The sequence below is a fragment of the Rhodoblastus sphagnicola genome, assembly GCF_002937075.1.
GTDB classification, from domain to species: Bacteria; Pseudomonadota; Alphaproteobacteria; order Rhizobiales; family Beijerinckiaceae; genus Rhodoblastus; species Rhodoblastus sphagnicola.
Genome location: NZ_NHSJ01000138.1, coordinates 82,357 through 109,068, shown reverse-complemented (window position 1 = coordinate 109,068; position 26,712 = coordinate 82,357). Strand labels below are relative to the sequence as shown.

23 protein-coding genes and 1 tRNA gene are annotated in these 26,712 nt (G+C 64.0%); 17 read left to right on the top strand and 7 right to left on the bottom strand.

What is annotated here, in order from left to right; genetic code table 11:
* On the top strand, positions 1–1,136 hold a 1,136-nt coding region (locus CCR94_RS23800), incomplete at its 5' end, for a L,D-transpeptidase family protein (RefSeq protein WP_244594212.1).
* Position 1,137: 1 nt separating this feature from the next.
* On the opposite strand, the gene CCR94_RS23795 is transcribed toward CCR94_RS23800, so the two are convergent.
* Positions 1,138–3,855, bottom strand: coding sequence for a bifunctional acetate--CoA ligase family protein/GNAT family N-acetyltransferase (locus tag CCR94_RS23795; RefSeq protein WP_104510755.1), 2,718 nt, complete (start codon positions 3,853–3,855; stop codon positions 1,138–1,140).
* A 167-nt stretch (positions 3,856–4,022) separates the two neighbouring features.
* On the opposite strand from CCR94_RS23795, the gene CCR94_RS23790 reads away from it, so the two are divergent.
* On the top strand, positions 4,023–4,400 hold the full coding sequence (locus tag CCR94_RS23790; RefSeq protein ID WP_210302275.1) for a DUF2147 domain-containing protein: 378 nt from the start codon (positions 4,023–4,025) through the stop codon (positions 4,398–4,400).
* A 2-nt stretch (positions 4,401–4,402) separates the two neighbouring features.
* Here CCR94_RS23790 and CCR94_RS23785 read toward each other — a convergent pair whose 3' ends face one another.
* Positions 4,403–5,608: an O-succinylhomoserine sulfhydrylase gene (locus CCR94_RS23785; protein WP_104510769.1), complete on the bottom strand. Its 1,206-nt coding sequence runs from the start codon at positions 5,606–5,608 to the stop codon at positions 4,403–4,405.
* Between the two features lie 179 nt (positions 5,609–5,787).
* On the opposite strand from CCR94_RS23785, the gene CCR94_RS23780 reads away from it, so the two are divergent.
* Positions 5,788–7,251, top strand: a complete 1,464-nt coding sequence (locus CCR94_RS23780) for a lipopolysaccharide biosynthesis protein (RefSeq protein ID WP_104510753.1) — start codon at positions 5,788–5,790, stop codon at positions 7,249–7,251.
* Between the two features lie 78 nt (positions 7,252–7,329).
* Positions 7,330–8,007: a L,D-transpeptidase gene (locus CCR94_RS23775; RefSeq protein WP_244594211.1), complete on the top strand. Its 678-nt coding sequence runs from the start codon at positions 7,330–7,332 to the stop codon at positions 8,005–8,007.
* 88 nt (positions 8,008–8,095) lie between these two features.
* On the opposite strand, the gene rpmB is transcribed toward CCR94_RS23775, so the two are convergent.
* Positions 8,096–8,398 carry a 50S ribosomal protein L28 gene (gene rpmB, locus CCR94_RS23770; RefSeq protein WP_104510751.1) on the bottom strand — a complete coding sequence of 101 codons (303 nt, stop codon included), beginning with the start codon at positions 8,396–8,398 and terminating at the stop codon, positions 8,096–8,098.
* Between the two features lie 333 nt (positions 8,399–8,731).
* A tRNA-Pro gene (locus CCR94_RS23765) sits at positions 8,732–8,808 on the bottom strand.
* Between the two features lie 219 nt (positions 8,809–9,027).
* Here CCR94_RS23765 and CCR94_RS23760 point away from each other — a divergent pair.
* The 4 genes from CCR94_RS23760 (at position 9,028) to CCR94_RS23745 (ending at position 16,774) form a co-directional block, all read left to right on the top strand.
* On the top strand, positions 9,028–9,861 hold the full coding sequence (locus CCR94_RS23760) for a DUF3108 domain-containing protein (RefSeq protein ID WP_158254888.1): 834 nt from the start codon (positions 9,028–9,030) through the stop codon (positions 9,859–9,861).
* A gap of 548 nt (positions 9,862–10,409) precedes the next feature.
* Positions 10,410–13,586 (top strand): helicase-related protein, encoded by a 3,177-nt coding sequence (locus tag CCR94_RS23755; RefSeq protein WP_104510749.1) that lies wholly within the window; start codon positions 10,410–10,412, stop codon positions 13,584–13,586.
* A gap of 127 nt (positions 13,587–13,713) precedes the next feature.
* Positions 13,714–15,453: an ABC transporter permease gene (locus tag CCR94_RS23750; protein WP_104510748.1), complete on the top strand. Its 1,740-nt coding sequence runs from the start codon at positions 13,714–13,716 to the stop codon at positions 15,451–15,453.
* A 10-nt stretch (positions 15,454–15,463) separates the two neighbouring features.
* Positions 15,464–16,774: an ABC transporter ATP-binding protein gene (locus CCR94_RS23745; RefSeq protein ID WP_104510747.1), complete on the top strand. Its 1,311-nt coding sequence runs from the start codon at positions 15,464–15,466 to the stop codon at positions 16,772–16,774.
* Here the strand turns inward: CCR94_RS23745 and CCR94_RS23740 are convergent, their stop codons facing one another.
* Positions 16,775–17,362, bottom strand: coding sequence for a hypothetical protein (locus CCR94_RS23740; protein WP_104510746.1), 588 nt, complete (start codon positions 17,360–17,362; stop codon positions 16,775–16,777). It lies immediately after the preceding gene.
* A gap of 230 nt (positions 17,363–17,592) precedes the next feature.
* Positions 17,593–19,209: an AMP-binding protein gene (locus CCR94_RS23735; protein ID WP_104510745.1), complete on the bottom strand. Its 1,617-nt coding sequence runs from the start codon at positions 19,207–19,209 to the stop codon at positions 17,593–17,595.
* Between the two features lie 226 nt (positions 19,210–19,435).
* Here CCR94_RS23735 and CCR94_RS23730 point away from each other — a divergent pair, with 226 nt between their 5' ends.
* The 5 genes from CCR94_RS23730 (at position 19,436) to CCR94_RS23710 (ending at position 23,159) form a co-directional block, all read left to right on the top strand.
* Complete coding sequence (locus tag CCR94_RS23730; RefSeq protein WP_104510744.1) at positions 19,436–20,164, top strand: P-loop NTPase family protein; 729 nt, start codon at positions 19,436–19,438, stop codon at positions 20,162–20,164.
* A gap of 120 nt (positions 20,165–20,284) precedes the next feature.
* On the top strand, positions 20,285–20,944 hold the full coding sequence (locus CCR94_RS23725; RefSeq protein ID WP_210302276.1) for a hypothetical protein: 660 nt from the start codon (positions 20,285–20,287) through the stop codon (positions 20,942–20,944).
* 132 nt (positions 20,945–21,076) lie between these two features.
* Positions 21,077–21,595, top strand: coding sequence for a tellurite resistance TerB family protein (locus CCR94_RS23720; protein WP_104510743.1), 519 nt, complete (start codon positions 21,077–21,079; stop codon positions 21,593–21,595).
* A complete protein-coding gene (locus CCR94_RS23715; RefSeq protein WP_104510742.1) occupies positions 21,592–22,404 on the top strand; it encodes an SDR family NAD(P)-dependent oxidoreductase in 813 nt (270 codons plus the stop codon). Before CCR94_RS23720 ends, CCR94_RS23715 begins: the two co-directional genes overlap by 4 nt.
* Entirely contained in the window at positions 22,401–23,159 is a 759-nt protein-coding gene (locus tag CCR94_RS23710; RefSeq protein WP_104510741.1) for a glutamine amidotransferase, read from the top strand. The genes CCR94_RS23715 and CCR94_RS23710 overlap by 4 nt, the downstream gene beginning before the upstream one ends.
* A 33-nt stretch (positions 23,160–23,192) precedes the next feature.
* Here the strand turns inward: CCR94_RS23710 and CCR94_RS23705 are convergent, their stop codons facing one another.
* A complete protein-coding gene (locus tag CCR94_RS23705) occupies positions 23,193–23,975 on the bottom strand; it encodes a hypothetical protein (RefSeq protein ID WP_146090171.1) in 783 nt (260 codons plus the stop codon).
* A 97-nt stretch (positions 23,976–24,072) separates the two neighbouring features.
* On the opposite strand from CCR94_RS23705, the gene CCR94_RS24825 reads away from it, so the two are divergent.
* The 4 genes from CCR94_RS24825 to CCR94_RS23690 all read left to right on the top strand — a co-directional run bounded on the left by CCR94_RS24825 (position 24,073) and on the right by CCR94_RS23690 (position 26,703).
* Positions 24,073–24,279: a hypothetical protein gene (locus tag CCR94_RS24825; RefSeq protein ID WP_146090170.1), complete on the top strand. Its 207-nt coding sequence runs from the start codon at positions 24,073–24,075 to the stop codon at positions 24,277–24,279.
* Between the two features lie 378 nt (positions 24,280–24,657).
* Entirely contained in the window at positions 24,658–25,272 is a 615-nt protein-coding gene (locus tag CCR94_RS23700; protein WP_104510739.1) for a ribonuclease D, read from the top strand.
* Positions 25,273–25,377: 105 nt separating this feature from the next.
* Positions 25,378–26,085, top strand: coding sequence for an LPS export ABC transporter periplasmic protein LptC (gene lptC / locus CCR94_RS23695; protein ID WP_104510738.1), 708 nt, complete (start codon positions 25,378–25,380; stop codon positions 26,083–26,085).
* 12 nt (positions 26,086–26,097) lie between these two features.
* Positions 26,098–26,703: an LptA/OstA family protein gene (locus tag CCR94_RS23690; protein WP_104510737.1), complete on the top strand. Its 606-nt coding sequence runs from the start codon at positions 26,098–26,100 to the stop codon at positions 26,701–26,703.
* The last annotated feature ends 9 nt before the right edge of the window (positions 26,704–26,712 follow it).

Sequence of the window (26,712 nt, the reverse complement as noted above, 5' to 3'; positions counted from 1 at the left end):
CGGCGCCCGCGCCGAAAAAAACCAAGCCGAGGCCGGTGGCGCCGGCGCCCGAAATGGCGCTGTCGGACGATCCGACGCCGGTGTTGCAGCCGGAAACCTTCTTCGCCACGGCCAAGGCCTCGGAGCGCTACGCGGCCATCGCCGACGCCGGCGGCTGGCCGACGGTGTCGGCCTTGTCGCCGGGCGCCAAGGGGCCGGGCGTCGCGGCGCTGCGCAAGCGTCTGGCGCTCGAAGGCGATCTCGAAGGCGCCGAAGCCAGTGGAGCCAACTGGAGCCCCGCGCTCACCGCCGGCGTCAAACATTTCCAGTTCCGCAACGGCCTGCGCCAGACCGGCGTCGTCGCCGGAGCGACGCTGCGGGCGATCAACGTGCCGGCCCGCGTGCGCTTCAAGCAATTGGCGTCCTCGGCCAACCGCCTGGCGGGCATGGTCTTCCCCTACGGCGACAAATATGTCGTGGTCAACCTGCCCTCGACCGCCGTGGATGCAGTGGAATACGGCCATGTCGCGCATCGCTACACCGCGATCGTCGGCGGCCCCGAACACCATTCGCCGCAAATCTCGACCAAAATCGTCGCCATCAACCTCAACCCGACCTGGACCGTGCCGGAATCGATCATCAAGAACGAGATCATTCCGAAAATGCGGTCACAGCCGAATTATCTGTCGCGGGCGCGCATCCGCATTCTCAACAACAAAGGCCAGGAGGTGAATCCGGGCTCGATCAACTGGAATTCCGACCAGGCCAAGAATTTTATGCTGCGGCAGGATTCCGGCGCGGGCAATTCGCTTGGCCTGATCCGCATCGCCATGCCCAATCCCGACGCGGTCTATATGCACGACACGCCGTCGCGAAACCTGTTCGCCAACGATTACCGCTTTCTGTCGCACGGCTGCGTGCGCGTGCAGGGCGTTTACGACCTCGCGGCCTGGCTGCTGCGCGAGACGCCCGCCCCCAACGGCGGCGTCTGGACCGGAAAACTCATCCAGGACCGCATCGCCTCCGGCGCGCGCGAGGACGTCAAGCTGACCTCGCCGGTGCCGGTGATCTGGGTCTACATGACCGGCTGGGCCTCCGCCGAAGGCACGGTGCATTTCCGCGACGACGTCTATAATGTGGATACGGTCGGCGAGTGACCTATTTGTCCGGTCGGATCGCCGCCTCCGTCGGCGGCTCCGTGAGGTCGAGCACCACCTTCTTCACGCCATGCTCGTGCGGATCGTCCATGATTTTGAAGCCCAAGGCCTGGTTCATCGACAGCATCGGCTGATTCTCGCTCAGCACCTGCCCCTCGACTTCGTGTATCCCCTCGGCGCGAGCGAATTCGATCATGTATTTCATCAGCTTCCAGCCTAGGCCCTGACCCTTCATGTCCGAGCGCAGCAAAACGGCGTATTCGCCCGTTTCATGGTTGACGTCGAGCATCAGCCGGACCACGCCCAGCATCAGCCCGGTCTCCTCCTCCACCGCGACGATCACGAAAGAGCGCGCATAGTCGATCTGGATCAGGCGGGCGATGAAAGCGTGGGTAAACTCCTTCACCGGACCGAAAAATCTCAAGCGAATGTCGTCGGGCGCGACATGGGTGAAGAAGACCTTGTACATTTCCTCGTCTTCGGGCCGCACCGGGCGCAATTGCACGGGCGTTCCGTTCTTGAGCGCGGTGCGCCGCTCCTGCGCCTTGGGATAGGGCGCGATGGCGAAACGCGGATTGGCGATCGACATGGAGCGGCCGGTGAAGGGCGCGACGGCGATGCGCGCATCCACCACCACCACGCCATCGGCGTCGGCGAGGACCGGATTCAGCTCCAGTTCGCGAATTTCCGGAACGTCGGCGGAGAGTTGGGAAATCTTCACCAGCAGCAGGGCGACGGCGTCGACGTCCGCCGCGGGAACGTCGCGGTAATCGCGCAGCGCCCGCGCGACCTGGGTCTGATCGATCAGCGCGCGCGCCAGCGACAGATCGAGCGGCGGCAGAGCCAAAGCCTTGTCGTTGATGACCTCAACCGCCTTGCCGCCGCGCCCGAACACGATCACCGGCCCGAAAGTGGGATCGTCGGTGACGCCCATCACCAGTTCGCGGGCGTTGGGACGGCGCACCATCGGATGGATGGTGACGCCATCGACCCGCGCGTGCGGCGCCTCCGCCGCGACCCGGTCCAGCATTCTGCGCGTGGTGTCCACCACCTGCTCGATGCTGCGCTGGTCGAGCGCCACGCCGCCCAGATCGGACTTGTGGACGATGTCGCGCGACATGATCTTGACGACGCAGCCGCCGTAACGGCCGAGCACCAGCCGCGCCACTTCCGCCGCCTCCTCCGGCGAGCGGGCGAGCCGCGCCGGCGCGATGGGAATGTCATAGGCCTCCAGCAGCGCGCTGATCTCGACCGGCGCCAGCCATTCATGCCCGCGCGAAATCGCCTGCGCGATCACGGCGCGCGCTTTTGACGTGTTGGGGGCGAAATCCACCGGCAGCGACGGCGGCGCCGCCATCAGCGCCTCGCGCGCCTTGCGCCACTTGACCATGTGCATGAAGCCGGACACCGCGCCGCGCTGGTAATGCGGGATGCGGGCGTCCTCGAAAATATGGTTGATCTCCTCGTCGGCGCCGTACCACACAGTGAAGACCGGTTTGGGGGAAATCGACGAGCGCCGGTGCTTCTTCACCGCCTCGACGGCCGCCAGCGCCATCTGGCGGCTGTCGATCAGCACGTTGGGCGCGTGAAGGACCAGCACGGCGTCATTGGCGCGGTCTTGCAGGACCGTGGCCAGCGCCTGTCCGAACTGCTCCGGCTGGGTGTCGCCCGACAGCTCCACGGGCGAATTGCCGTTCCAGCTTTCCGGCAGCAACGGTTTCAATGCGTCGCGGGTGGCTGGCGAGATATCCGCCAGCTTGCCGTCGAGGTCGAGCAACTGGTCAATGGCGAGATAGCCGACGCCGCGGCCGTTGGTGATGACGGCCAGCCTCTCGCCGTTGAACGGTTTGACGCGACCAAGGGCCTCGGCCGCGTCAAACAGCGAATCGATGTCGGGCACGCGCAGAATGCCGGCGCGTCGGAACGCCGCGTCATAGACATCGTCGGCGGTGGCGAGATTGCCCGCATGGGTGCCGGCGCGCCGCGACGCCTCGTGGCGGCCCGAACGCACCACGATGACAGGCTTCACGCGAGACGCGGCGCGCGCCGCCGACATGAACCCCTTGGCGTCCTCCAGATGCTCGACATAGAGCAGGATGGCGCGGGTCATCGGGTCGAGCGCGTAATAGTCGAGCATGTCGTCGAAATCGACGTCGGCCATGCCGCCGAGCGAGACCAGGCCGGAGAAGCCGACCTGATGGGCATGGCCCCAGGCGACGATGGCGTAGAGCACGGCGTAGGATTGCGAGATCACCGCGAGGTCGCCCGGCGCCGCCGGCAGCGCGGCGAGCGACGCATTGAGTTTTACGCGCGGGGCGATCATGCGGCAATTCGGGCCGAAGATGCGGATGTCGCGCTTGCGCGCGATGGCGCGCATCTGTTCAAACAGGGAATCGGCGCCGGGCGTCGGATCCTTGGTCATCACGATGACGGCGGGGACGTTGAGATCGGCGGCCTCATGGACATAGGCCGCCACATCCTGTTTGGGCGCGACGATGATGACGAGATCGGGAACTTCGCCGATCGCGGCCAGATTCGCGTGGCAAGCCCGGCCGTCGATTCGCGTATAGTGGGGGTTGACGAGATGGAGGGCGCCGGAAAAGCCGGATGCGACAATATTGTCCATCACCCCGCGTCCACGTGAGGGCTGTCGCTCGCTGGCGCCGACCAAAGCGACAGATTTGGGCTGAAACGCCCGATCCAGCTGGCGTGTGCTCATCTCGATTCGCTCCCCTCGCGCGCGGGATCCTAAACCATATCTTTGCCGATTGCGCGTTGGACGCTTGGCTTAAGCCTCTTGGCGGGTTAATTGCCGCTTGCGCCGTGGGTTAAGGCAAAGCTTGATGTGTTGAAGCCGATCGCCCGCGCCGGGACAGGGAGTACATCTTGGCCAAGCTTCGCACCAGAGTTTCAGCGCTTCTGCTGGTCGCCGCCGCATCGGGCGCGACACAGGTTCGGGCCGAGGATGTGCAAGGCGTCTGGACACGCGACGACGGCGCGGTCAAGGTCGAGTTTTCGGCCTGCGGCGGCGCCGTTTGCGGCGCGGTGTCCTGGCTGAAGAGCGCAAGCGGAGCCGCGAAAGTCGGCCAGCGCGTGTTTTCCGATATGGTGAGGGCCGATCAGATCACCTGGACGGGCAAGGCGTTCAATCCCGAGGACGGCCGCACCTATTCCGGCAAGATGGTCTTGAGCGGAAAGAAGCTGAAAACCAGCGGCTGCGTGATGGGCGGCCTGATCTGCAAGACGGTTGTGTGGATGCGGTAACTTTATACCGCCGCCAGCCCACGCTTCAGATCGTCGATCAAATCCTCCGCGTCCTCAAGCCCGACCGACAGGCGCAGCATGCCCTGCGTGATCCCGGCGGCGAGCCGCGCCTCTTCGGTCAGGCGAAGATGCGTCGTGGTCGAAGGATGGGTAATCAGACTCTTGGAATCGCCGAGATTGTTGGAAATCTTGACGATCTCCAGCGCATTGGCGAAACGGAAGGCTTCGGCCTGACCGCCCCTGACCTCGAGCGCGACCATGGTCGAGCCGCCCCTCATTTGTTTGCGCGCCAGTTCGTATTGCGGATGATCGGCGCGGCCGGGATAGTAGACCCGCGCGATCTTCGTCTCGCTCGCCAGAAAGTCGGCGAGTCTGCCGGCGCTGTCCTGCTGCTGGGCGACGCGCAAAGGCAGGGTCTCCAGGCCTTTCAGCAGCACCCAGGCGTTGAAGGGAGACATGGAGGGGCCGGTCTGGCGGATATAAACCTGGATGTGGGCGTCGATGAACGCCTGCGAGGCGAGAATGACCCCGCCGAGGCAGCGACCCTGGCCGTCGATATGCTTGGTCGCGGAATAGACGACGCAATCGGCGCCCAGTTCCAGCGGCTTCTGCATCATCGGCGTGGCGAACACATTGTCCACCACCAGAGTCGCGCCGCCAGCATGAAGGATTTCCGCGATGGCGGGGATGTCGAGCACGCTCAAGGACGGATTGGTCGGGCTTTCGAGAAATGCGGTCTTGGTGTTGGGGCGCAGCGCCGCCTTCCATTGCGCGAGATCGTGGCCATCGACCAGCGTGGTCTCGACGCCGAAGCGCGGCAGCAGGTCCTGAACGATATAGAGACACGAGCCGAACAGCGCGCGCGACGCGATGACGTGATCGCCGGCTTTCACCTGCCCCATCAGCGCCGTGGTCACGGCGGCCATGCCGGTCGCGGTGGCGCGCGCGGCCTCCGCGCCTTCCAGCAGCGCCATGCGCTGCTCGAACATGGCGACGGTCGGATTGCCGAACCGGCTGTATTGGAACCCCGCGTCCTCTCCTGTGAAGCGCGCCGCCGCCTGTTCCGCGCTGTTGTAGACAAAGCCTTGAGTCAGGAACAGGGCCTCCGAGGTCTCGCCAAAGCCGGAGCGCGTGGTGCCGCCATGGACGAGTTGCGTGCGCGGGCGGAGTTTTTTTGCGTCGGGGGCGGGACGATCGTAGGCGGACATGGAAATTCCTCGCGCCGCGAAGCGACGCATTTGCGAGCGGATCTGGGATTTGCGCGTGGCGGCGAGCCGGCCGGCTCAAATGGACACATCGGCGTTGTAAACCTCGGCCCAAGCACCGGCAAGACTTTCTTGACCGCCCTGCGCTACAACGACCCGATGAGAACCAGCATCGCGCCGCCATGAGGGTCGTCTTCGCCTTCCTCATCAACACGATCTTCAATCTGATCGTCGGCCTGATCGTGGCGAGGTTCCTCGGGCCGGAGGAATATGGCCGTTTCGCCCTGGCGATCGGCGTGATGATCTTCGGGCAGGCTGTCGGCTTCGAATGGATCCGCCAATGCGCGATCCGGTTCTATTCGGCGCGTTCGCGGGAGAAAAAACCCCGTGTGCGCGCCACGCTCGACGCGGCCTTCGCGGTTTTCACCCTCGGTTTCATTCCGCTGGCGGGCGCCTTCGCGCTGTTCGGCCCGGAAATGACGCTGCCGCGCGATCTGATGGCGCTGGCCTTCGCCGCCTCCATCGCCAACGGCCTGTTCGACTATGAAACCGCGCTCGCCCGCGCCCGCTTCGACGACCGTCTGTACATGCGGATCATCGTCATCAAGAACATCCTGTCCGTGGCGGGCATGGCCGGCGGCGCCTGGGCGACCGGCTCCGCGCGCGTCACGCTGGCCGCCGGCATGGGCGCGCTGCTGGGCGCGCTGGTTTTCTCGTTCAAGGGGCTGCGCGATCCCGGCGCGGGTTTTTTCCGCGCCGACCGTCGCCTGCTGCGTCCCTACGCCGGCTATGCCGCGCCCATCGTCGCGGCCGTCGTGCTTTACCAGTTGATTCCGCTGGTCAATCGCGATCTGGCGACGCGGTTTTTCGGTTTCGCCGAAACCGGCCGCTTCGCGCTGGCTTACGACCTCGGCCTGCGCGCCGTCTCGGCGCTCGGGTCGGCGCTGGACGTGTTGCTGTTCCAGATCGCCGTGCGCGCCCACGACCTGCATGGCCAGGACCAGGCGCGCGAGCAGATCGCGCGCAACATGGCCATGGTTTTCGCGCTCCTGCTGCCGGCCTGCGTCGGCATCTGGATCATTCTGCCCTCGATCGAGGTTCTGATCGTGCCGACGGCCTATCGCGGCGCCTTCGGGAAATTCCTGACGCTGATGCTTCCGGGCCTGTTCTGCCTCGGTCTCAGCCAATTCGCGCTCAACGCCATTTTCCAGATCGCGCGCAAAACCCGGCCGGTGGTGCTCGCCGCCGTGGTGGTCTGCGCCGCCGATCCCGTGATCTTCCTGCTGCTGCCGAAGGCTGAAGACGCCTCCAGCCTGGCGCTGGCGCAGAGCCTCGCCATGGCGCTGGGTTTTGTCACCCTGGTCGTCTTCGCCCAGGCCAGCCGGCCGCAATGGCCTGGGGCGCGCGACCTGTTCTGGACGGTGACGGCGGTTTTGGGCATGGCGGCGTTGACGGGGCCGTGGCGCGACTGGCGCCCCGGCCTGCTGCAAATGATCGCGCAAATGGCGCTCGCCGGAGGGTTTTACCTCGCCGTGGTCGGGCTGACCGATCTCGCCGGCCTGCGCGCCGCCTTTCTCGCCAAGGCGCGCCCGTTGCTGCGCCGGGCAAGACTTTTAAAGCTCAATTTACCATTAGAACTCAAATAACCACAACACGAGGTAAATCTTCATCCTGAATATATGTGGTTTATGCTCTCATGGTCTGGGATTTCAGGATTTACGACCATGCGCACGTCACATATTCTGCCACCACTCCTGTGCGGCCTGGGTCTTTTATTTCATAGCCTTCCCTCGCACGCGCAAGATCTCGGCGGCGGCCTGATCGAATTTCTGGTGACCGGCGGCGAGATGCGCGCGCGGCCCGCGCCCGAACCGCGCGCCCTGCCCGAACGCCCCAAGGTCAACACGCCTTACACGCAGCAGGCGGCGCTGGCGACCGCCCGCCGCGATTGGAGCGTGCCGGAACAATTCCACCGCCAGGAAGTCGATTATGCCGGCTCCGGCGGGATCGGCTCGATCGTGGTGGATACGCCCAACCATTATCTTTATCTGGTGACGGGTTCGGGCCGGGCCATGCGCTATGGCATCGGCGTCGCCCGCCCCGGTTTTGAGTGGGGGGGCCACAAGACGGTGAGCCGCAAGTCGGAATGGCCGGACTGGACGCCGCCGCCGGAAATGCTGCAACGCCGGCCGGACCTGCCCGGTCACATGGAGGGCGGCCCCGGCAATCCGCTTGGCGCCCGCGCGCTCTATCTGGGATCGTCGATGTATCGCATCCACGGCACCAACGAGCCCTGGACCATCGGCCAGAACGTGTCCTCCGGTTGCATCCGCATGATGAACGAGGACGTGATCGACCTTTACCAGCGCGTGAGGATCGGCGCTGACGTCACGGTGCTCTGAATAAAGAAAGCGGGGTCCGGCCCCGCTTTCGCCTTACAAATGAAAACGGGCCTCGAAGGGCCCGTTTCGCATGCGTGGCGCCGTGAACTCAGGCCTGGGCCGTCTCGACGACCTGGAGCTTCTTGGCGATTTCGCGCTTCAGCTTGAGCGCGTTGATCGACAATTCGGTGTCGCGGGCCTTGATGAGGAAGGCGTCGAGGCCGCCGCGATGCTCGACCGAGCGCAGGGCTGCGGCGGCGATGCGCAGGCGCACCGAGCGCTTCAGCGAATCGGAGATCAGCGAGACATTGACCAGGTTCGGCAGGAACCGGGTGCGGGTCTTGTGGTTCGAGTGGCTGACGAGATTGCCGCTCTGGACAGCCTTGCCGGTCAATTCGCAACGGCGGGACATGGGTGTTCCTTTCAACTTTCAACTCGCCGGCCCCGGACGCGCGAAACGCCCTGTCCCGGGTTGGCCTTTCGGCCGAAATTCATAAAAACCGTCGATCGCTGTTGCGTCAAAACAAAAGCGGCGCGGGAACTTGGCCTTCCGCGCGCACGGTTCAGTGGTGCGCGTTCATAAGGAAGAGGCCCGGAAAGGTCAAGCGGCAAAACGCGCCAATGTCCAAACTTGAAGGCCAACCAGAACCGAATTCGCTTCGGACTGGTTATTCAAGCCTGCGGTTACGCCATGCGCGACCGCAGCAGCCCGGCTACCCGGAGCACCCGCTTGAAGTGTAAAGAATGGTCGGAGTGAGAGGATTCGAACCTCCGACCCCCTCGTCCCGAACGAGGTGCGCTACCAGGCTGCGCTACACTCCGACATTTGCGACGGCGAGGCCGTCACGCCCTGGAGGCCCGCCTTATAGCTGCGAGTCGCGAAGCCGGCAAGGGGGTAAACCGAATTCCCTGGCCCCAGCTTCAAGAATTTTCGCGGCAAATCAGGAAGGTCACGTCGACGCCATTATGTTAACTAACATTCCGCGCGAATCAGCTCTTTTAGAGGCTCTCCGGCCACGCGCCCGTCAGGACCCGCTTCGTATGTCTCTTGTCCGCAAACATCGCTCCCCGCTTCTCGGCCTGGGCCTGTCCCTGAGTCTGTTCGCCGGCGGCGCCTCGAGTTTGTTCGCCAGCGGCGCCCATGCGGAAAACGTGCGCGCGCATTATCGCGTCTCCCTGATCGGCCTGCCGATCGGCGCCGCCGACGCCACCAGCTCCATCGACGAAAAACATTATCGCGTCGACCTCAGTGTGAAGCTGACGGGCGTCGCCAGCCTGATCTCCAATCTGAGAATGGCGCTGGCCTCGACCGGCGCCATCGAGGGCGGCGCGCCCACGCCGATGACTTACGCCACGACGGCCTCCAATTCACGCGAAACCCGCACGCTGCGCATGGCGCTCGCTTCTGGAACCGTGCGCCAGGTGCAATATTCGCCGTTCTGGGAAGAGGACAAGGATCCTGACCACGTGCCGCTGACCGACGCGCACCGGCGCGGCATCCTCGATCCGCTGTCCGCCTTCCTGATGCCGGTTCCGGAAAACGCCAACCCCGTCGGTCCCAGCGCTTGCCGCGCGCACGTTCCCGTCTATGACGGCTATACGCGTTTCGACGTCAGCTTGAGATTTGTCGAAGTGAAGGAAGTCAAGGAAAAGGGCTATTCCGGCCCCGTCACCGTCTGCGCCGCGCGCTACTTTCCCATCGCCGGGCACAAGACAACCGCCAAGGGCACGCAGTTCATGGCGCAGAACGAGCAAATGGACGTCTGGCTGGCGCCCGTCAGCCGCACCCACGTCGTCGTGCCCTATCGGGTGTCGCTGATGACCCAGGTTGGCGCCATCGTGGTCGAGGCGTCGGAACTGCGCGTGACGCCCTGATCTTTTCCTGAAACGATTGACAAAAAAAGCGTTCAGAGTCCGCGCGCCCCTCGCGCGGCGACTCGTGTCATCCCGAGGTGAATTCAACATCTGGCGCGTCGGAGGCGATCTGGTCCCACATCCTGCGCGAACAAAGCACGACTTCCTGAACGTCGGCGATTCGACCGCGATTCGTTCGCCCTAGGTTCAACCGGGGGGCGCGCAGCAGCAGATCTGGCCTTTTCGGACGATTCGCCGGTCACAGCCGCGCGAAAACCAACCCCAAAAAGAAAAGGGACCGCCCGGGCGGAGCGGTCCAAGTCAGGGAGGAAACGCCCATGAAAGTGGGCATCTGCGACGTGAAGTCACGACATCCTTATAGCTGGGGCCAAGCGGTTGAGGTTTGATCCAACGCAAGCGCCATTGATTCAAAACTGGCGCAAATTGTCGCAGCGGCGCCGCCGACGGCGGGTCGCGCGCTGCGCGCCGCCCTTGCAATCAAGGCGGCTTCGGTCCATCCAGACAGCAATGGAATTTTGCTTTCCCTCGGGCTCGCGGACGGAGGCGTGATGGTGAATCGCCTCTTGCCCGACCAAAATGTGTCGGCGATCCTTGGCCCGACCAATACGGGCAAGACTCATTTCGCCATCGAGCGCATGCTCGGCCATCGCGCCGGCATGATCGGCCTGCCGCTGCGGCTGCTCGCGCGCGAGGTCTACAATCGCGTGGTCGCCAAGGCCGGGCCTGAGGCGGTCGCGCTCATCACCGGCGAGGAAAAGATCAAGCCGCGCCATCCGCGCTATTGGGTCTCGACCGTCGAGGCCATGCCGCGCGACCTCAGCCTGCCCTTTGTCGCCATCGACGAAATCCAGCTCGCCGCCTCGTTCGACCGCGGCCACGTCTTTACCGACCGCATTCTCAACCGGCGCGGCACGGAGGAAACCCTGCTGATCGGCGCGGGGACCATGCAGGATGTGCTGGAAAAACTGTTGCCGGGCATTCGCATCCAGTCGCGCCCGCGCATGTCGCAGCTTTTGTTCGCCGGCGACCGCAAGATCGCGCGCCTGCCCCGCCGCAGCGCCATCGTCACGTTTCGCGCCGAGGATGTGTATGCGATCGCCGAATGGCTGCGGCGCATGAAGGGCGGCGCGGCGGTGGTGCTGGGCGCGCTCAGCCCGCGCACCCGCAACGCCCAGATCGATCTCTACCAGAACGGCGAGGTCGACTATATCGTCGCCACCGACGCCATCGGCATGGGCCTCAACCTCGACGTCGATCACGTCGCCTTCGCCTCCGACCGGAAATTCGACGGCTATCAGTTCCGCCGGCTCAACCCCGCCGAATTCGGACAGATCGCCGGACGCGCCGGCCGCCACACGCGGGACGGCACGTTTGGCTCGACGGGGCGCTGCCCCCCGCTCGACGATGAGTTGGCGGGCATGATCGAGGCCCATGCCTTCGACCCCGTCACAATGTTGCAATGGCGCAACGCTACGCTGGATTTTTCCTCGCTCGAATCCCTTTGCGCCTCGCTCGACCGACTGCCGGACCATCCCGGCCTGACGCGCGCGCCGATGGCGGAAGACCAGGTCGCGCTGGAGGCGGCGATGCGGGATGCGACAGTTCGTCGCCATGCCAAGACGCGCGCGGACATCGAGAGGCTTTGGGATGTCTGCCAGATTCCCGATTATCGCAAGACATCCCCGGCCGCTCACGCCGACTTGTGTCTCAGCGTTTTCACCTATGTCGTGCGCGCCGGACGCATCCCCGACGACTGGATTTCGCGGCAGATTTCCTCGGCCGACCGCATGGATGGCGACATCGACGCCCTGTCCGCGCGCATAAGTATCGTCCGCACCTGCGCCTTCATCGCCAATCGAAATGACTGGCTTATCGATCCAGAGCATTGGCAGGGCGTCGCGCGTCAGGTAGAGGACAATCTGTCCGACGCCTTGCACGCGCGCCTGACCCAGAGATTTGTCAATCGGCGCGCCAGTGTGCTGATGCGCCGCTTAAGAGAGAACGCCATTATGGAAGCCGAAATCACCGCGACGGGTCAGGTCATGGTCGAAGGCCACCATGTCGGTTCCTTATTGGGATTTTGTTTCACCCCGGACCCATCGGCCGTCGGCGAGGAGGCGAAAACGCTCAACGCCGCCGCGCAAAAGGCGCTGGCGACCGAGATCGAGGCGCGCGCGCGCCGTGTGCATGAGGCGGTGGACGACGCCTTCGTCCTCGCCAATGACGGGCTGATCCGCTGGCTCGGCGAACCCGTCGCCCGCATCTCCACCGGCGACCACCTGCTCAAGCCTCGTGTGAAACTGATCGCGGACGAGCTTTTGAGCGGCGCACAGCTCGAACAGGTTCAGGCGCGACTCGATCTGTGGCTGGCGCAGCATGTCAAGAAACTGCTGGGGCCGCTGGAAGACCTCGAAATCGGCGACGGCCTCGAAGGCGTGGCGCGCGGCGTCGCTTTCCAGATCGGCGAGTCCCTGGGCGTGCTGGAGCGCGCCCGCGTCGCCGACGAGATGAAGTCCATTTCGCAGGAGGCCCGCGCCTCCCTGCGCAAGTTCGGCGTCCGCTTCGGCGCCTATCACCTCTATCTGCCGGCGCTGCTGAAACCGGCCCCCCGCGCGCTCGCCGCGCAGCTCTGGGCCTTGCAGCATGGCGGGCTGGAGACCGTGAAGGGCATTGACGAGGTCGCGCATCTCGCCTCCTCCGGCCGCACCTCCTTCGCCGCCGACCAGCAGATCAATCGCGGCCTCTATCGCGCCGCCGGCTTCCGCGTCTGCGGCGAGCGCGCCGTGCGCGTCGATATTCTGGAGCGGCTCGCCGATCTGATTCGCCCCGCCATCGCCTATCGGCCGGGCGCCACGCCAGGCGAAGCGCCCGCGGGCGCGGCGGATGCCGACGGTTTCATCGTCACCGTGGCCATGACCTCGCTGGCCGGCTGTTCCGGCGAGGCCTTCGCCGGCATTCTGAAATCGCTCGGCTATGTCAGCGAGCAGCGGCCGGGGCCGGCGATCACGGTCGCGCTGCTGCCCAAGGCCGGGACCGAACCCGTGAAGGTCGAAACGCCAGCGCCCGAGGCCGAGGCGCAAGAAGGCGCGACGCAAGAAAGCGCGACGGAAGAAACGGCGGCTGAAGAAACCGCGGCTGAAGGATCGACACCGGAAGAAGCGCAGGCAGAGGCCGCGCCCGCGGTCGACGCGGCGCCTGAAGCCGAAACGCCGGAGGAGTCGGCTCAGGTCGATGCGGAAGCGCCGAGCGAGGCCCCACAGGCGGCGGAAGCCGCGCCTGAAGGCGAAGCCGCCGGCGAAGAAGCGGCGGAGCCGGAAGCCCCCGCCGAGCCTGTGCTCATTGAAGTGTGGAAGCCGCATCGCCAGCATCATCAAGGACGCCGTCCGGGCGGCGCCGAACAGCGCGGGCGCGGCGGCCCGCGTCGCGGTCAAGGCGGCCCACGCCCCGAAGCTGCAAGCGGTGAAGCCCCGGCGCAAGCGGAAGGCGACGCGACGCGACGCGGCGACCGTTCGGATCGTCCCGAAGGCGGCAAGCCGCGCTTCGAAGGCAAGCGCAGGTTCGAAGGCAAGTTCGACGGCAAGCGCCGCGACGACGCCAAACCGGGCGAGCGTCCGCATCAGGCGGCCGAGAAACGCCCCCAGCGCGAGAAGAGGGCCGACCCCGATTCGCCCTTCGCCAAGCTCGCGGCGCTCAAGGCCGAACTGGAAGCCAAAGGACAAAAGTAAAGCGGCGACAGCGGTTTGGCGCGACGAATGGAACGGACTGTCGTAATTCTGTAATCTTCGTCGTACAACGAAAGCGAGCGGCGAAGCCGCACCGATTCCGTCACCTGTTTCGCACGGGGAGCCGAGCATGACCTCCCGCTTCGTCGCCTTCACCTCGCTCGGCCGGCGCGCGCTGCCCAACCAGTGGGATTTCATCGCGCTGGCCGTGGTGGTCGCCGCCTTTGTCGCCGTCGCCAAGGGCTCGGTCGGCATGACGGCGCCGCTCACCGCGCCTGTTACCGCCGATCTGTCGCTCGATTACGCCAATCTGCCCTATTACGCCTTGCGCACCACCCTGCGCATGTTCGCCGCGCTGTCCGCTTCGCTCGTCTTCACCTTCACCTACGCGACCCTGGCCGCGAAGAGCCGGCGCGCCGAAATGGTGCTGATTCCGCTGCTCGACGTGTTGCAGTCCGTGCCGGTGCTCGGCTTTCTCTCGTTCACCGTCACCTTCTTCCTCGGCCTGTTCCCGGGCTCGACCATGGGCGCGGAACTGGCGGCGATTTTCGCCATCTTCACCAGCCAGGCCTGGAACATGGCGTTTTCCTTCTACCAGTCGCTGCGCACTGTGCCGCGCGATCTGGAGGAAGTGGCGGAGGGCTATCATTTCTCGCCCTGGCAGAAATTCTGGCAGCTCGAAGCGCCGTTCGCCATGCCGTCGCTGATCTGGAACATGATGATGTCCATGTCGGGCGGCTGGTTCTTCGTGGTGGCGTCCGAAGCCATTTCGGTCGGCGACACCACCATAAAACTGCCGGGCATCGGCTCCTATCTCGCGCTCGCCATTGACGCCAAGCGCATCGACGCCGTTCTCGCCGCCGTGGGCGTGGTGGTTCTGGTCATTCTCGCCTATGACCAGTTCCTGTTCCGCCCCATCGTCGCTTTCGCGGCGAAATTCCGGGTGGAATTGTCGGCGGGCCAGACGCAGGAAGAGAGCTGGGTGCGCCAGCTGTTCCTGCGCACCCGCTTCCTGCGGGCGCTGGTGACCACGCCCGCCCGCATCCTCGACCGCATCGCCCTGTTGCGGCTGGACATGCCGCATTCGGAAGGCCTGCGCCTGCGGTGGTCGGGCCAAGCCGTGACGCGCATCCAGGACGCGATCTGGTTCATCGCGATCGCGGCGATGGTGGGCTATTCGCTCTATCAGGTGTTTGAATTCGTCTCGGAAAAGCTCTCGCTGGGCGATCTGCGCGAGACCGTGATCCTCACGACCTACACGATGATCCGGGTGTTCGTGCTGATCGTGTTCGCCAGCCTGTTCTGGGTGCCCATCAGCATTTTCATCGGCCTGCGGCCCCGGCTGGCGGAGAAGGTGCAGCCGATGGCGCAATTCCTCGCCGCCTTTCCCGCCAATGTGCTGTTCCCGATCGCCGTGGTCCTGGTGGTGAAGTTTTCGCTCAATCCGGACATCTGGCTGTCCGGGCTGATCGTGTTCGGCACGCAATGGTACATCGTGTTCAACGTCATCGGCGGAGCCATGGCCTTCCCGAACGATTTGCGCGAAGCTTCCGTCAATTATGGAATCAAGGGCAAATACTGGTGGAAGGACGTGATTCTTCCGGCGGTCTTTCCCTATTACGTCACCGGCGCGCTCACCGCTTCCGGCGGGTCGTGGAACGCGGCCATCGTCGCCGAATATGTGAAATGGGGCGACGACAAGGTCGCCGCCCACGGCATCGGCGCCTATATCGCGCAGGCGACCGAAGCCGGCGACTATCCCAAGATCGTGCTGGGCGTCGCGGTCATGTCGATTTTCGTCATCCTGTTCAACCGCCTGCTGTGGCGTCCGCTGTTCGCCCTGGGCGAGCGCAGGCTGCGCATAAACTGAGGAGTCCGCCATGCTCGACCGGCCGGAAGGCGCCCTGCTCGAACTCATCAATGTCAGCCAGACCTATACCAAGGGTTCGGGCGAACGCGATTCGCTGGTGTTGGACAATGTCTCGCTGACGCTGAAGTCAGGCGAAATCGTCGGGCTGCTCGGCCGCTCCGGTTGCGGCAAGTCCACGCTGCTGCGCATTGTCGCCGGACTGGTGACGCCGTCGAAGGGCGAGGTGTCCTATCTGGGCGCGCGGGTGCGCGGCCCCGTGCAGGGCGTGGCCATGGTGTTCCAGTCCTTCGCGCTGTTCCCCTGGCTGTCCGTACTCGACAATGTGGAAATCGGCCTGCGCACCAAGGGGGTGCCCGCCGAGGAGGCGCGCCGCCGGGCGCTGGCGGCCATCGACACCATCGGGCTCGACGGCTTTGAATCGGCCTTTCCCAAGGAATTGTCCGGTGGCATGCGCCAGCGCGTCGGTTTCGCGAGGGGCCTGGTGGTCGAGCCGAACATCTTGTTGATGGACGAGCCTTTTTCGGCGCTCGACGTGCTGACCGCCGAAACCCTGCGCACCGATCTGCTCGATCTCTGGGTGGAAGGCCGGATGCCCACCAACAGCATCCTGATGGTCACGCACAATATCGAGGAAGCGGTGTTGATGTGCGACCGCATCGTGGTGCTGTCGTCCAATCCCGGTCGCATCGCCGCCGAGATGAAGGTCGACCTGCCGCATCCGCGCAACCGGCTCGACCCGGAATTCCGGCAGTTGGTGGACAAGATCTACGCGCTGATGACCAAGCGGCCCGCGCCCGAGCGCGACGGCGTCTTCCCCGGCCTCGGCCTGGGCATGGCGCTGCCGCATATTTCCACCAACACGCTCGCCGGCATGATCGAGGAGGTGGCGGCTCCGCCCTATAACGGCAAGGCCGACCTGCCGGCGCTCGCCGACAGCCTCAACATGGAGATCGACGACCTGTTCCCCGTCGCCGAAACCCTGCAATTGCTGCGTTTCGCCGAAGTGATGGAAGGCGACATCAAGCTCACCCCGGCCGGTCTGAAATTCTCCGACGCCGACATCGACGCGCGCAAGAAGACGTTCGCCGATCATCTGCTGGCCTATGTGCCGCTCGCCGCCCGCATCCGCCGGGTGCTCGACGAACGTCCGTCGCACCGCGCCCCCGCCACCCGCTTCCAGAGCGAGCTTGAAGACTATATGTCGGAGGACCGCGCCGAGGACACGCTGAAGGGCGTGATCACCTGGGGCCGCTATGGCGAGCTTTTCGCCTTCGACGAGGGCTCGCAGACGTTCAGCCTGGAGAACCCGGGCGGCGAATGATCAATCGTCCGCGCGACGCGCGATGAAGCGGATGGACAGGGGATAGCCCGGCGCGCTCGCCGCCATGCTCTTGGTGAAGCGCAGCGGCGAACAGGTTTTGATCGCCGCGCGCAGGGACTCGCGCACCGTGTCGGCGCTGATTCCCGGCGCCGCCTTCACATAGGGCGTGCGCGGCGCGCCCATGATTTCGCCCCGGCCGTTGAACGAAAATTTCAGGGTGATCTCCACCGTGTCTTTCTTGGGAGGGAGCGGCGGCGACCAGCAGGCCGCCAATTGGTCCGCCGCCTGTTTGGGGCGGTCGATCGGGGCCGTCGATCTCGCAACGTCCTTGTCGCGATCGTCATGCAGGAGTTTTGTCACCGTGATCGTCATGCCGCCGGGAAAGCTGGTTCCGCCGTGTCGTCGCAGCAGCGGCAACGGCAACGGCGGCGGGGTCGGCTGGGACCTGGGCGGAGGCGGTGGAATCTCGATTCTCGGCGCGGGCGGCATAGGAACGATTTGCGGCAGGTATCCCGGACTGGGCGGCGGGGAATAGCGCGGCTCGGCCGCAAGCGACGTCGCCGCCAGCAGGGCCGAGGCGACCAACAAATGACGCAGACTCCGAGTCGCGCGAAAGTCCCGTCTTGATGGCCATGGTTCGAGGCGGCCCCTGCGGGGCTTCCGCACCATGAGGACGTTCTCTATATGGAACAAGAAAGTAGCCCTCATCCTGAGGAGGCCCCCGCAGGGGCCGTCTCGAAGGACGAGGGCGGTCCACGGATTCGTCAGCGGTCTCACTCCTCTTCACTGGCCCTTGAGAAAGGCGGTCCGCGCCGTTCCTATCCCCGCTCCCGCAGAATCCGCCGAATGATTTTTCCGCTGGTCGTCAGCGGCAATTCGGCTGCGAATTCGATCTCGCGCGGATAGGAATGGGCCGAGAGCCGGTTTTTCGCGTGGACCTGAATCTCCTTCGCCAGTTCCGGCGAGGGCGAAAAACCCGGCTTCAGCACGATGAAGGCTTTAACGATCTCGCCGCGCAAAGGATCCGGCTTGCCCACCGCCGCCGCATTGGCCACCGCCGGGTGGCGCAGCAGGCCGTCCTCGATCTCGTTGGGGCCGATCCGATAGCCGGCGGAAGAAATCACATCGTCGTCGCGGCCGAGGAAGAAGACATAGCCGTCCTTGTCGCGCCGCGCCCGGTCGCCGGTCAGCATCCAATCTCCCAAGAACTTTTCGGCGGTGGCTTCCGGCCGCTTCCAGTAATTCAGGAACATCACGGGATTGGGGCTGCGAATCGCGATCTCGCCGGTTTCGTCATCGTCGCAGATCGAGCCATCGGGCCGAATCACCGCCGTGTCATGGCCGGGAACCGGCTTGCCGATGGCGCCGGCGCGGTTCACGCCCCAAAGGGCCGAGGAGGCCAGCACCAGATTCACTTCGGTCTGGCCGTAGGATTCGTTGATGGTGAGGCCCAATTGCTCGCGGCCCCAATGAAAGGTTTCCGCGCCGAGCGATTCGCCGCCGGTGTTCACCGTGCGCAGGGGAAAACCGTATTTTCCGCGCGGATTTTCCACCGAGCGCAACATGCGCAGCGCCGTGGGCGGGATATAGGCGTTGCGGATCTGGTGTTTCGCCATCAGCGCGAAGGCGGCCTCGGGGTCGAATTTTCTGAAGTGACGGGCGATCACCGCGACGCCAAAATGCAGCGAGGGCAGCAGCACGTTGAGCAGACCGCCGGCCCAGGCCCAGTCGGCTGGAGTCCACATCAGGTCGCCCTGTTGCGGAAAGCCGTCATGCGGCATTTGCACGCCGGGCAGGTGGCCGAGCAGGACGCGATGGGCGTGCAGCGCGCCCTTGGCCAGCCCGGTGGTCCCGGAGGTGTAGATCATCAGCGCGGGATCGTCGGCCAGGGTCGCGACCGGCTCGAATTCCTCCGTCTCCCGCGCGATGGCGGCGAAAAAATCGTCCGCCCCCGCCGCCGCGCCGTCGAGGCACAGCACATTTTTCAGGTCGGGCAGCTTTTCACGCCCGATTTCGTCGATCTTGGCGAGGCCGGACGCGTCGCAGATCAGCGCGCGGGTTTGCGAATCGGTCAGACGGTAGGCGAGGGCGTCGATCCCGAACAGGCTGGCGAGCGGCAGGGCCACGGCGCCGAGCTTGTAGACCGCGATATGCGCCGCCGCGACGTGGCGCGACTGCGGAAGCAGCAAGGCGACGATATCGCCGCGCCCGACGCCGCGCTTGCGCAGCGCATGGGCGATCCGGTTCGATTCGGCGCGCAGCGCGCCATAGCTGAACGGGATCGGCCGGTCAGTCGAATCGATCTCGATGATGGCGGGGCGCTCGGGGTCGACGGCGGCCCAACGGTCGCAGACATCGACGCCGATATTGTAGAGCCTTGGAATCGCCCAGGCGAAAAGTCGATAATTCGCCGTATATGCGTCATGCCTGCTCATGATTGGTCTCAAGCCGCCGGTCATACTGTTGCACGTAAACCATGTTTCTAAACTTTGTCTTCAGCATTCGCCAATTTCTCGCCCTTCGATGCTATAAAGCCGTATGGCGCGCAACTCTGACAAGCGGCGCCCCCTCCCGAGGGGTTCCGCGGCACAACGCAAGACTTCCCCCAAGAACGTTCCGGTTACGCCGGACGCTGATTTCACGCCTGGATTGGGACACAACATGAAGCCAGCCGTCATTCTGGTGGGCGCCGACAAGGGCGGCGTCGGCAAGACGACCGTATCGCGCGCCTTGCTCGATTATCTCGCCGCCAACAACATTCTCACCCGCGCCTTCGACACCGAATTCCCGCGCGGCACGCTGAAGCGTTTCCACGGGCCGATCACCGAAGTGGTGGATATCGGCGAGACGTCCGACCAGATGCGCATTCTCGATACGCTGAATTCCGCGCAGATCAAGGTCAGCGTCATCGACACGCGGGCCGGCGCGCTCGGCGCCACCTTGCGCGCCCTGCGCGACGTCGGCTTCCTGGAGGCGGTCAAGGCGGGTGAATTCAGTTTCACCCTGTTGCATGTGCTCGGGTCCTCCATCGCCTCGCTGGACGAAATCGCGGAGACCGCGCCCTTCATCGACGACGCCAATTATTTTCTGGTGAAAAACCACATCAACGCCACGACATTCTTCGAATGGGATCCTGTCACCAATCGCAAATATTTCGATCGCGTCAATCCGGCGGGCGAGATCATCGTGCCCAAGCTCGACGAAATGGCCTACGAGCAGGTGGAAATCGCCGGCGTTCCCTTTTCGACCTTCGTCGCCAACAAGACGGCGGAAGGCGATCCGGCCAATTCCTCGTTCGTGCTGCGCGGCTATGTGCGCACCTGGCAAGCCAAGATCGCCGAGGAACTGCGGCGCGTGCGTCTGCTCGACATTCTCGCTCAAAGGGACTGAGATAACATGCTGCCCGGGCGCGATTGGCGCGGGCCCGGCGACCCGCCTGACAACGCCGAACCGGCGCGCCCTCCCAGAAGCTACGTTTACATTTGCTGCGCGCCGCACGGGCGCGTCGGCGTGAGCACGACCGCACGCCTGCTGTCCGATTATTTCATCGCCTCGCGGCGCGGTTTTGTTGGCTTCGACGCCGACCCGCACGAGCCCGATTACGCCCCGCGCTTTTCCGGCCGGGTGCGCAATGTGGACCTGAGCTCCACGCAGGGCCAGATCGCCATGATCGACCGCCTGCTCGTGCCCGACGGCGAGGCCAAGATCGTCGATCTGTGGAGCCGCTCCTACGACCGCTTCTTCACCCTGATCCAGGACATCGGCTTCGTCGAGGAAGCGCGCGGCAAGAATATCGAGCCGGTGATCCTGTTTCACGCCGATCCCTCGCAGGCTTCGCCCTCCGCCGCCTACACCCTCGCCAATGCGCTGCCGACGGTCGAAACGCTGCTGACCTATAATGAAGGCGCGGCGCCGTTCGGCGAGCAACTCCAGGACAGGCTGGCCGTATATCCGCCCCATCGGCGCCTGAAAATTGGCGCGCTCGACACGCTGGTCGGCCGCGCGCTGGAGCCTGTTGATCTGTCGCTGTCATACTTCCTGCTCGATCCGCCCTTGGACATGTCGCTGGTGGTCCGCGCCGGCCTGAAATCCTGGCTGATACCGATCTTCGCGCAGTTTCGCGCCTTCGAAATGCGGCGCGCGTTGGAAGAGGCGACCTGGTTGCTTTGACCACCTTGCGTTTTTGCGACAAAACGCCGCCGAAATCGCTGATTGCTCAATCCAAACCGGCATGGTTAATGCTTTGTTCAGCTTGCGGCGTCCAGAATTAGAGTAGTTCGGACCGGATGGAGCGGCGAAGCGGTGTTTGAGCGTATCAGGCAGTTTGTCGAGGACCTCACGAGCGCCGAGCCGGGCGACCGGCAGTTTGGCGACGCCGACCTGCGCGTCGCCTCCGCCGCCCTGCTGGTCCATGTGGCTGAAGTTGACGGGATTTTTTCGGAATCCGAGCGCCGCGCCCTGCTGCTGCTGCTCCAGCAGCGCTTCGACGTCAGCGAAGACCAGGCCCAGAAACTGCTCGCGGCCGGGCGCCAGAGCGATCGCGAGGCGATTGATCTCTACGGCTTCACCTCGCTCCTGAAAGACGCCATGAGCCCGCCGGAACGGCGCCGGCTGGTCGAGATGATGTGGACCATCGCCTATGCCGATGGCGGCACGGTGGAATTCGAGGAAAATGTCATCTGGCGCGTGTCGGAATTGCTCGGCGTGCCCGCGCGCGACCGCATCGCCCTGCGTCGAAAGGTTCGCGGCGATTGCGGACTCGACCCGCACGCGCCGGCGCCTTGGGATGACCTGGGCAAACCCGAGGAGTCCAGGACATGAGCGCCGCACGAAAAATCATGCTGATCACCGGCGCCTCCGGCGGCATCGGCGCCGAACTGGCGCGGATCGCCGGCCTCAAGGGACACGATCTCGCGCTGGTGGCCCGCAACAGGGCGGCGCTCGACGCGCTCGCCGACGAAATCGCGCGCTATCCCGGACGCAGCGCGCCACGGCCGCTGGTGTTCGCCTGCGATCTGGCGGCCCCCGGCGCCGGCGCCGCCGTCGAGAGCTTCCTCGCCGAGGCCGGGGCGGAGCCGGAAATCCTGGTCAACAACGCCGGCTATGGCGTGCTGGGCGCGGCGGCGGAGAGCGACTTTTCCGCGCAACTCGGCATAATCGACCTCAATATCAGGACGTTGACAGAGCTTTGTCTGCGTTTCTCGAAAGCCTTGATCGCGAACAACGGCCGCATCCTCAATGTCGCCTCGGTCGCCGCCTATATGCCCGGGCCCGGCATGGCCGTGTATTACGCCAGCAAGGCCTATGTGCTGTCTTTTACCGAAGCCCTTTCCCAGGAGCTGGCGCCGCAGGGCGTCAGCGTCACCGCTTTGTGCCCCGGCCCGGTTCCCACCGGTTTCGGCGACCGCGCCGGATTTGGCGACAAGATGGGTTTCGTCAAGCTGGCCTATGTCTCCGCGCAGGACGTCGCCCAAGCCGGCTATGACGCGATGATGGCGGGCCAGCGCGTCGAAATCCCCGGTCTGCTGACAAAAATCATGGTTTTCGCCGCGTCCCTCACCCCGAAGGCGCTGCTGCTCAAAAATGTCGCCGCCATGCAATTGCGGCGCGAAAAGGAGGGCGCGGAATGAACTGCGCCGATGGTCCCTTGTCCTTGCCCGCCTACAAGCCGGTTTTGATCGTCCTGCACGGAGAGCATTCGTCGCCGGGGCGGATCGGGCGCCTGTTGCGCGAATTGGGCGCGCCGCTCGACATCCGCCGCCCCCGGTTCGGCGACCCGCTGCCGGAAACCCTCGCGGATCATGCCGGCGCGGTGTTCTTCGGCGGGCCGATGAGCGCCAATGACGAGGACGACTGGCTGAAGCGCGAGATCGACTGGATCGCGGCGCCGCTCAAGGAAAACAAGCCCTATCTGGGCATCTGCCTCGGCGCGCAACTCTTGGCCCGCCAACTCGGGCAGAAGGTCGATGTTCACCCGGAAGGCAAGGTGGAGGTGGGCTATTACCCGATCCATCCGACCGAACATGGCCATTGCCTGTGCGATTCCCCTTTCCCCGAGCGGGTCTATCAGTGGCACCGCGAGGGATTCGACTGTCCCACCGGCGCGCTTCTTCTTGCGGAAGGGGAGGATTTTCAGGCGCAGGCGATCAAGGTCGGCGAGCGCGCGTTTGGGCTGCAATTCCACCCCGACGTCACCTATGAGATGATCTGCCGCTGGACGATCACCTCGCTCGATCGCGTGAACCATCCCAGCGCCCAGACCCGCCAGCGCCACATCGACGGCTGGTTCCAGCACGACCGCTCGATCGCGCGCTGGACCGTGGAGTTTTTGCGGCGCTGGCTCGGCGCGCGGGAGCTTGACGATGGGGTCGCGCCGGCCGAGTGATCCGAAACCCGAATGATCCATTCGGATTTCGGATTATAAAACGTGGCGCGGGGCCGTCGGGCGGGCGGTCTGGAACTCGCCCCGCGTTGCGAGAATGAGAGCAACCAGCGCCAAGGCCAAAGCCGTAACCCACCAAAGCTGCAACGCGCCGCCGCCGAGGACGCCGAACGCCACCACGAACGTCAAGGCGCCCATCCAGTACGGCGCCGCCTTTGCGCTCTGGACTGCCGCCAGCCGATAAGCCCAGTAGAGCAGGGCCGCGCTCGCCAAGGCGCCGAGAACGCCGAGATCGGTCCACATCTCAAAAAGCGAGCTTTTCGGCGTCTCCGCGCCGAGGTAGCCGTGGAAATAGCCCGACGCCACGTAATTGAATCCATGCCCGGTGAACAAACGGACGCCATCGACGGTGAGAATGCCGTTCCAGTCCTTCAGCCAGGCCAGGCTGGCGACGGCGTCGCCAATCAGCGGCCCCAGAAGCCAAGGCAAGAGTGGCGCGAATATGAAGCTGACCGCGCCGATCCGACCGATCCAGAACCCGGATTTCTCTTTGTTGATTTTGGCCGCCAGGAACGCCAGGGCCGCCAGGATTGTCGCAAGCAACGCGGTTGTGGCGTGAACGGAAAGCGCGGCGGCGACGGAGACAATCGCAACGCTCGCCGCCATGGTCGGGCGGCCACGCAGGACCACCGCCAGCATCGCCGGCCACACCAGCAGCAGCAAGACGCTCGTCGCGCGCGATAAAGTTTCGGTCGTCAGGGCATTGTGCCGTTCGGTCGACAGGACAATGTCCAGAACGACGACTCCGAACGAAGCCACAGCGACGCCAAGCGGCAGCACGTACAAATTCGCCGGCCGGCTTCGCGCCGGAAGCACGGAAGCCACGGGCAAGACGAGGAGTAAGGTTGAAACGATCTTGAACAAACGCGGCGCCGCCTCGGCCGGAAATGGGGTCCAGAGCAGCGATGCGAAGGCCCAAACAGAGACACAGACGCACGCCAGACCGATGCGCGAGGCCAGGAACGCGAAAACCTCTTTGACTCGCATGAGCTGCGAAAGCATCAATCCCGCGGCCAGGATCAAGACGGCGGCGATCGGACTCACCACGAAGATCGAGCGTTGAGACATCAGCAAGGCGATTGGAGTAACGACAAAGCCCAGAATAAGGCCGACTCGCATCAGAAAATGAGCGGCGTCCACCGACGTTTGATCTGCAGCATTGATGAAAGGCTTGGCCACAACGTTATCGCAATGGGAGGATCGTGTCGGTACATTAGACAAATGGTGAGCGCGCGGCTGTGCCTAATTGGAGACAGTCGTTGAAAAAGGCGATCAAAAACGCCTCTTGCCGTCCAACCCGAAATTTCGCGACGGGCGCGCGGGATTCACATTGGCCGCGCAATCGGGCCAGAGGCCGCCCCCCCAAATTGCAGCGACGGGCCGGGGCGCTTGCCGACGTCCCGGGTCGGTGCTAACCAATCCCGACTGGTCAGGATCACACATGAATATCCGTTTGCACAAGGGCGACCTTCCCGAGAGTTTTTCGCCCGGCTCTTCTGTCGCTATCGACACGGAAACCTTGGGGCTAAATCCCCACCGCGACCGCCTTTGTCTCGTTCAACTGTCAACCGGCGACGGGACTGCCGATCTTGTGCAAATTGAGCGGGGCCAGAGCGAAGCGCCCAATCTGACCAGACTGCTTACGACCAGCGAGGTGACCAAGATCTTTCATTTCGCGCGGTTCGATCTTGCTATTTTGCAAGAGACTTTCAAGATAAGAACGTCCAACGTCTATTGCACCAAAATCGCTTCCAAGCTCGTAAGAACATACACGGATCGCCACGGCCTCAAGGATCTCGTACGGGAACTGCTTGGCGTCGACATATCGAAGCAACAACAGTCGTCGGATTGGGGCGCGAAAAATCTGAGCGAAGCGCAGTTGCTCTATGCCGCATCGGATGTGTTGCATTTGCACGCGCTACGCGAAAAGCTCGATGGCATGCTGAAGCGTGAACATCGTCTTGAAGTGGCGCGGCAATGTTTTGCCTTTTTGCCAACGCGCGCCGAGTTGGATTTGATGGGGTGGCCCGACACTGATATTTTTGCGCACAGCTGAGAACCCCTAGCGCATATATCGCCATCGTTCAGCTTGTATTCATCCCGCGCGATCAAGGGATGGCGCTGTTTTTAAGATTCTTGATCGGGAGGGATTTTGCCGAACATGTCGCAGGGCGGATACATGCGGGGCGAGCGGCAGCAGGGACATTTCGGCGACGGCTTGCCGGACGTTCCCGCGCATCGTCAACAAGCCTTCGTGGCCGCCTCGCGTCACTCGCGGCGGGTTCGGCTGGTCCGGCTTGCAATTGTCGGTTCCGCCGTGCTTGGCGTGATTGTGCTGATTGGGAGTTCTTTCTTCCGTGCGCCCGAGACGCCTGGCGCCCACCTTCAACTGGATAAACTCGGTCTTTCCGGCGACAAGATCACGATGGAAAATCCAAAACTGACGGGCGTGAGACGGGATGGGCGCCCGTTCGAAGTCACCGCGCGCTCCGGCGTCCAGAACCCGCGCGACCCCAGTCGAATGGAGTTGACGGCGCTGGACGCGAAACTCCGCATGACCGACGAAGGCGACACGCGTGTAGTCGGCGATCGCGGATCCTACGATTCCAACGGACAGACTTTATTGCTATCGGGTCATGTGCGCATTACAAGCGGCTCTTATAATCTCGCCATGGACCGGGCTTTGATGAATTTCAAGACCAACGCCATGAGTTCGAACGATCCGGTCCTTTTGACTTTCGCAGACGGTTCGATCAGCGCCGATTCAATTGCCATGAGCGATAACGGCGCACAACTTTCATTCATTGGCAATGTGCAATCGACGTTCAGACAGGGCGATGGGGAAACCAGTCCTGCGCGCCAGAACTGAAGGAAACGGTCCTTGACGCATTCACGAAAACGCCTGGGAATTGTCGTCGCCTGTCTCGCGATGACGACATGCGCTCTTGCTCAGGCGCCAACCCAAGCGCCGACCCAAACGCCGACCCAAGGGGGCGCGCTGCTCCCCGGCTCGAACAGCAAGGAGCCGATCAACATCGCAGCGGACAAGCTCGATTATTTCGACAAGGAGCAAAAAGCGATCTATTCGGGAAATGTTGTGGTTGTCCAAGGTGACACACGCCTGAATGCGTCGGTTTTGACCATATTGTTTGATCGGAAGGGCGCCGCCACAAAGACTTCCGGGCAAAACGCGGCCAATTCGCAACTGCGGTCGATGAAGGGGGATGGCCCGATCACGATCGTCAACAAGGATCAGGTCGGCGTCGGCGACGCCCTTTTCTACGACAAGACCAAGAACAAGTTTTCGCTGAGCGGAAATGTTTCCTTGTCGCAAGGAGAAAACATCACCAAAGGCGATGAACTGGTCTATGATTTACAGAGCGGCCAAGCGGTCGTCTCGTCCAAGGGGCGCGTGAAGAGCCGGATCGTTCCCGGTGACAAATCGGCGCAACCAGCCCCCCCGCAAAATCCTCGCGCCGGCCATTGAAGGTCGGAA

What these genes read in the sequence shown, in the direction of transcription:
- CCR94_RS23700 (WP_104510739.1), top strand. Translation starts at nt 24,658, where the DNA reads ATGAATATCCGTTTGCACAAGGGCGACCTTCCCGAGAGTTTTTCGCCC.
- CCR94_RS23760 (WP_158254888.1), top strand. Translation starts at nt 9,028, where the DNA reads ATGTCTCTTGTCCGCAAACATCGCTCCCCGCTTCTCGGCCTGGGCCTG.
- CCR94_RS23795 (WP_104510755.1), bottom strand. Translation starts at nt 3,855, where the DNA reads ATGAGCACACGCCAGCTGGATCGGGCGTTTCAGCCCAAATCTGTCGCT.
- CCR94_RS23755 (WP_104510749.1), top strand. Translation starts at nt 10,410, where the DNA reads ATGGTGAATCGCCTCTTGCCCGACCAAAATGTGTCGGCGATCCTTGGC.
- CCR94_RS23780 (WP_104510753.1), top strand. Translation starts at nt 5,788, where the DNA reads ATGAGGGTCGTCTTCGCCTTCCTCATCAACACGATCTTCAATCTGATC.
- CCR94_RS23730 (WP_104510744.1), top strand. Translation starts at nt 19,436, where the DNA reads ATGAAGCCAGCCGTCATTCTGGTGGGCGCCGACAAGGGCGGCGTCGGC.
- CCR94_RS23785 (WP_104510769.1), bottom strand. Translation starts at nt 5,608, where the DNA reads ATGTCCGCCTACGATCGTCCCGCCCCCGACGCAAAAAAACTCCGCCCG.
- CCR94_RS23735 (WP_104510745.1), bottom strand. Translation starts at nt 19,209, where the DNA reads ATGAGCAGGCATGACGCATATACGGCGAATTATCGACTTTTCGCCTGG.
- CCR94_RS23745 (WP_104510747.1), top strand. Translation starts at nt 15,464, where the DNA reads ATGCTCGACCGGCCGGAAGGCGCCCTGCTCGAACTCATCAATGTCAGC.
- lptC (WP_104510738.1), top strand. Translation starts at nt 25,378, where the DNA reads ATGTCGCAGGGCGGATACATGCGGGGCGAGCGGCAGCAGGGACATTTC.
- CCR94_RS23775 (WP_244594211.1), top strand. Translation starts at nt 7,330, where the DNA reads ATGCGCACGTCACATATTCTGCCACCACTCCTGTGCGGCCTGGGTCTT.
- CCR94_RS23715 (WP_104510742.1), top strand. Translation starts at nt 21,592, where the DNA reads ATGAGCGCCGCACGAAAAATCATGCTGATCACCGGCGCCTCCGGCGGC.
- CCR94_RS23710 (WP_104510741.1), top strand. Translation starts at nt 22,401, where the DNA reads ATGAACTGCGCCGATGGTCCCTTGTCCTTGCCCGCCTACAAGCCGGTT.
- CCR94_RS23750 (WP_104510748.1), top strand. Translation starts at nt 13,714, where the DNA reads ATGACCTCCCGCTTCGTCGCCTTCACCTCGCTCGGCCGGCGCGCGCTG.
- rpmB (WP_104510751.1), bottom strand. Translation starts at nt 8,398, where the DNA reads ATGTCCCGCCGTTGCGAATTGACCGGCAAGGCTGTCCAGAGCGGCAAT.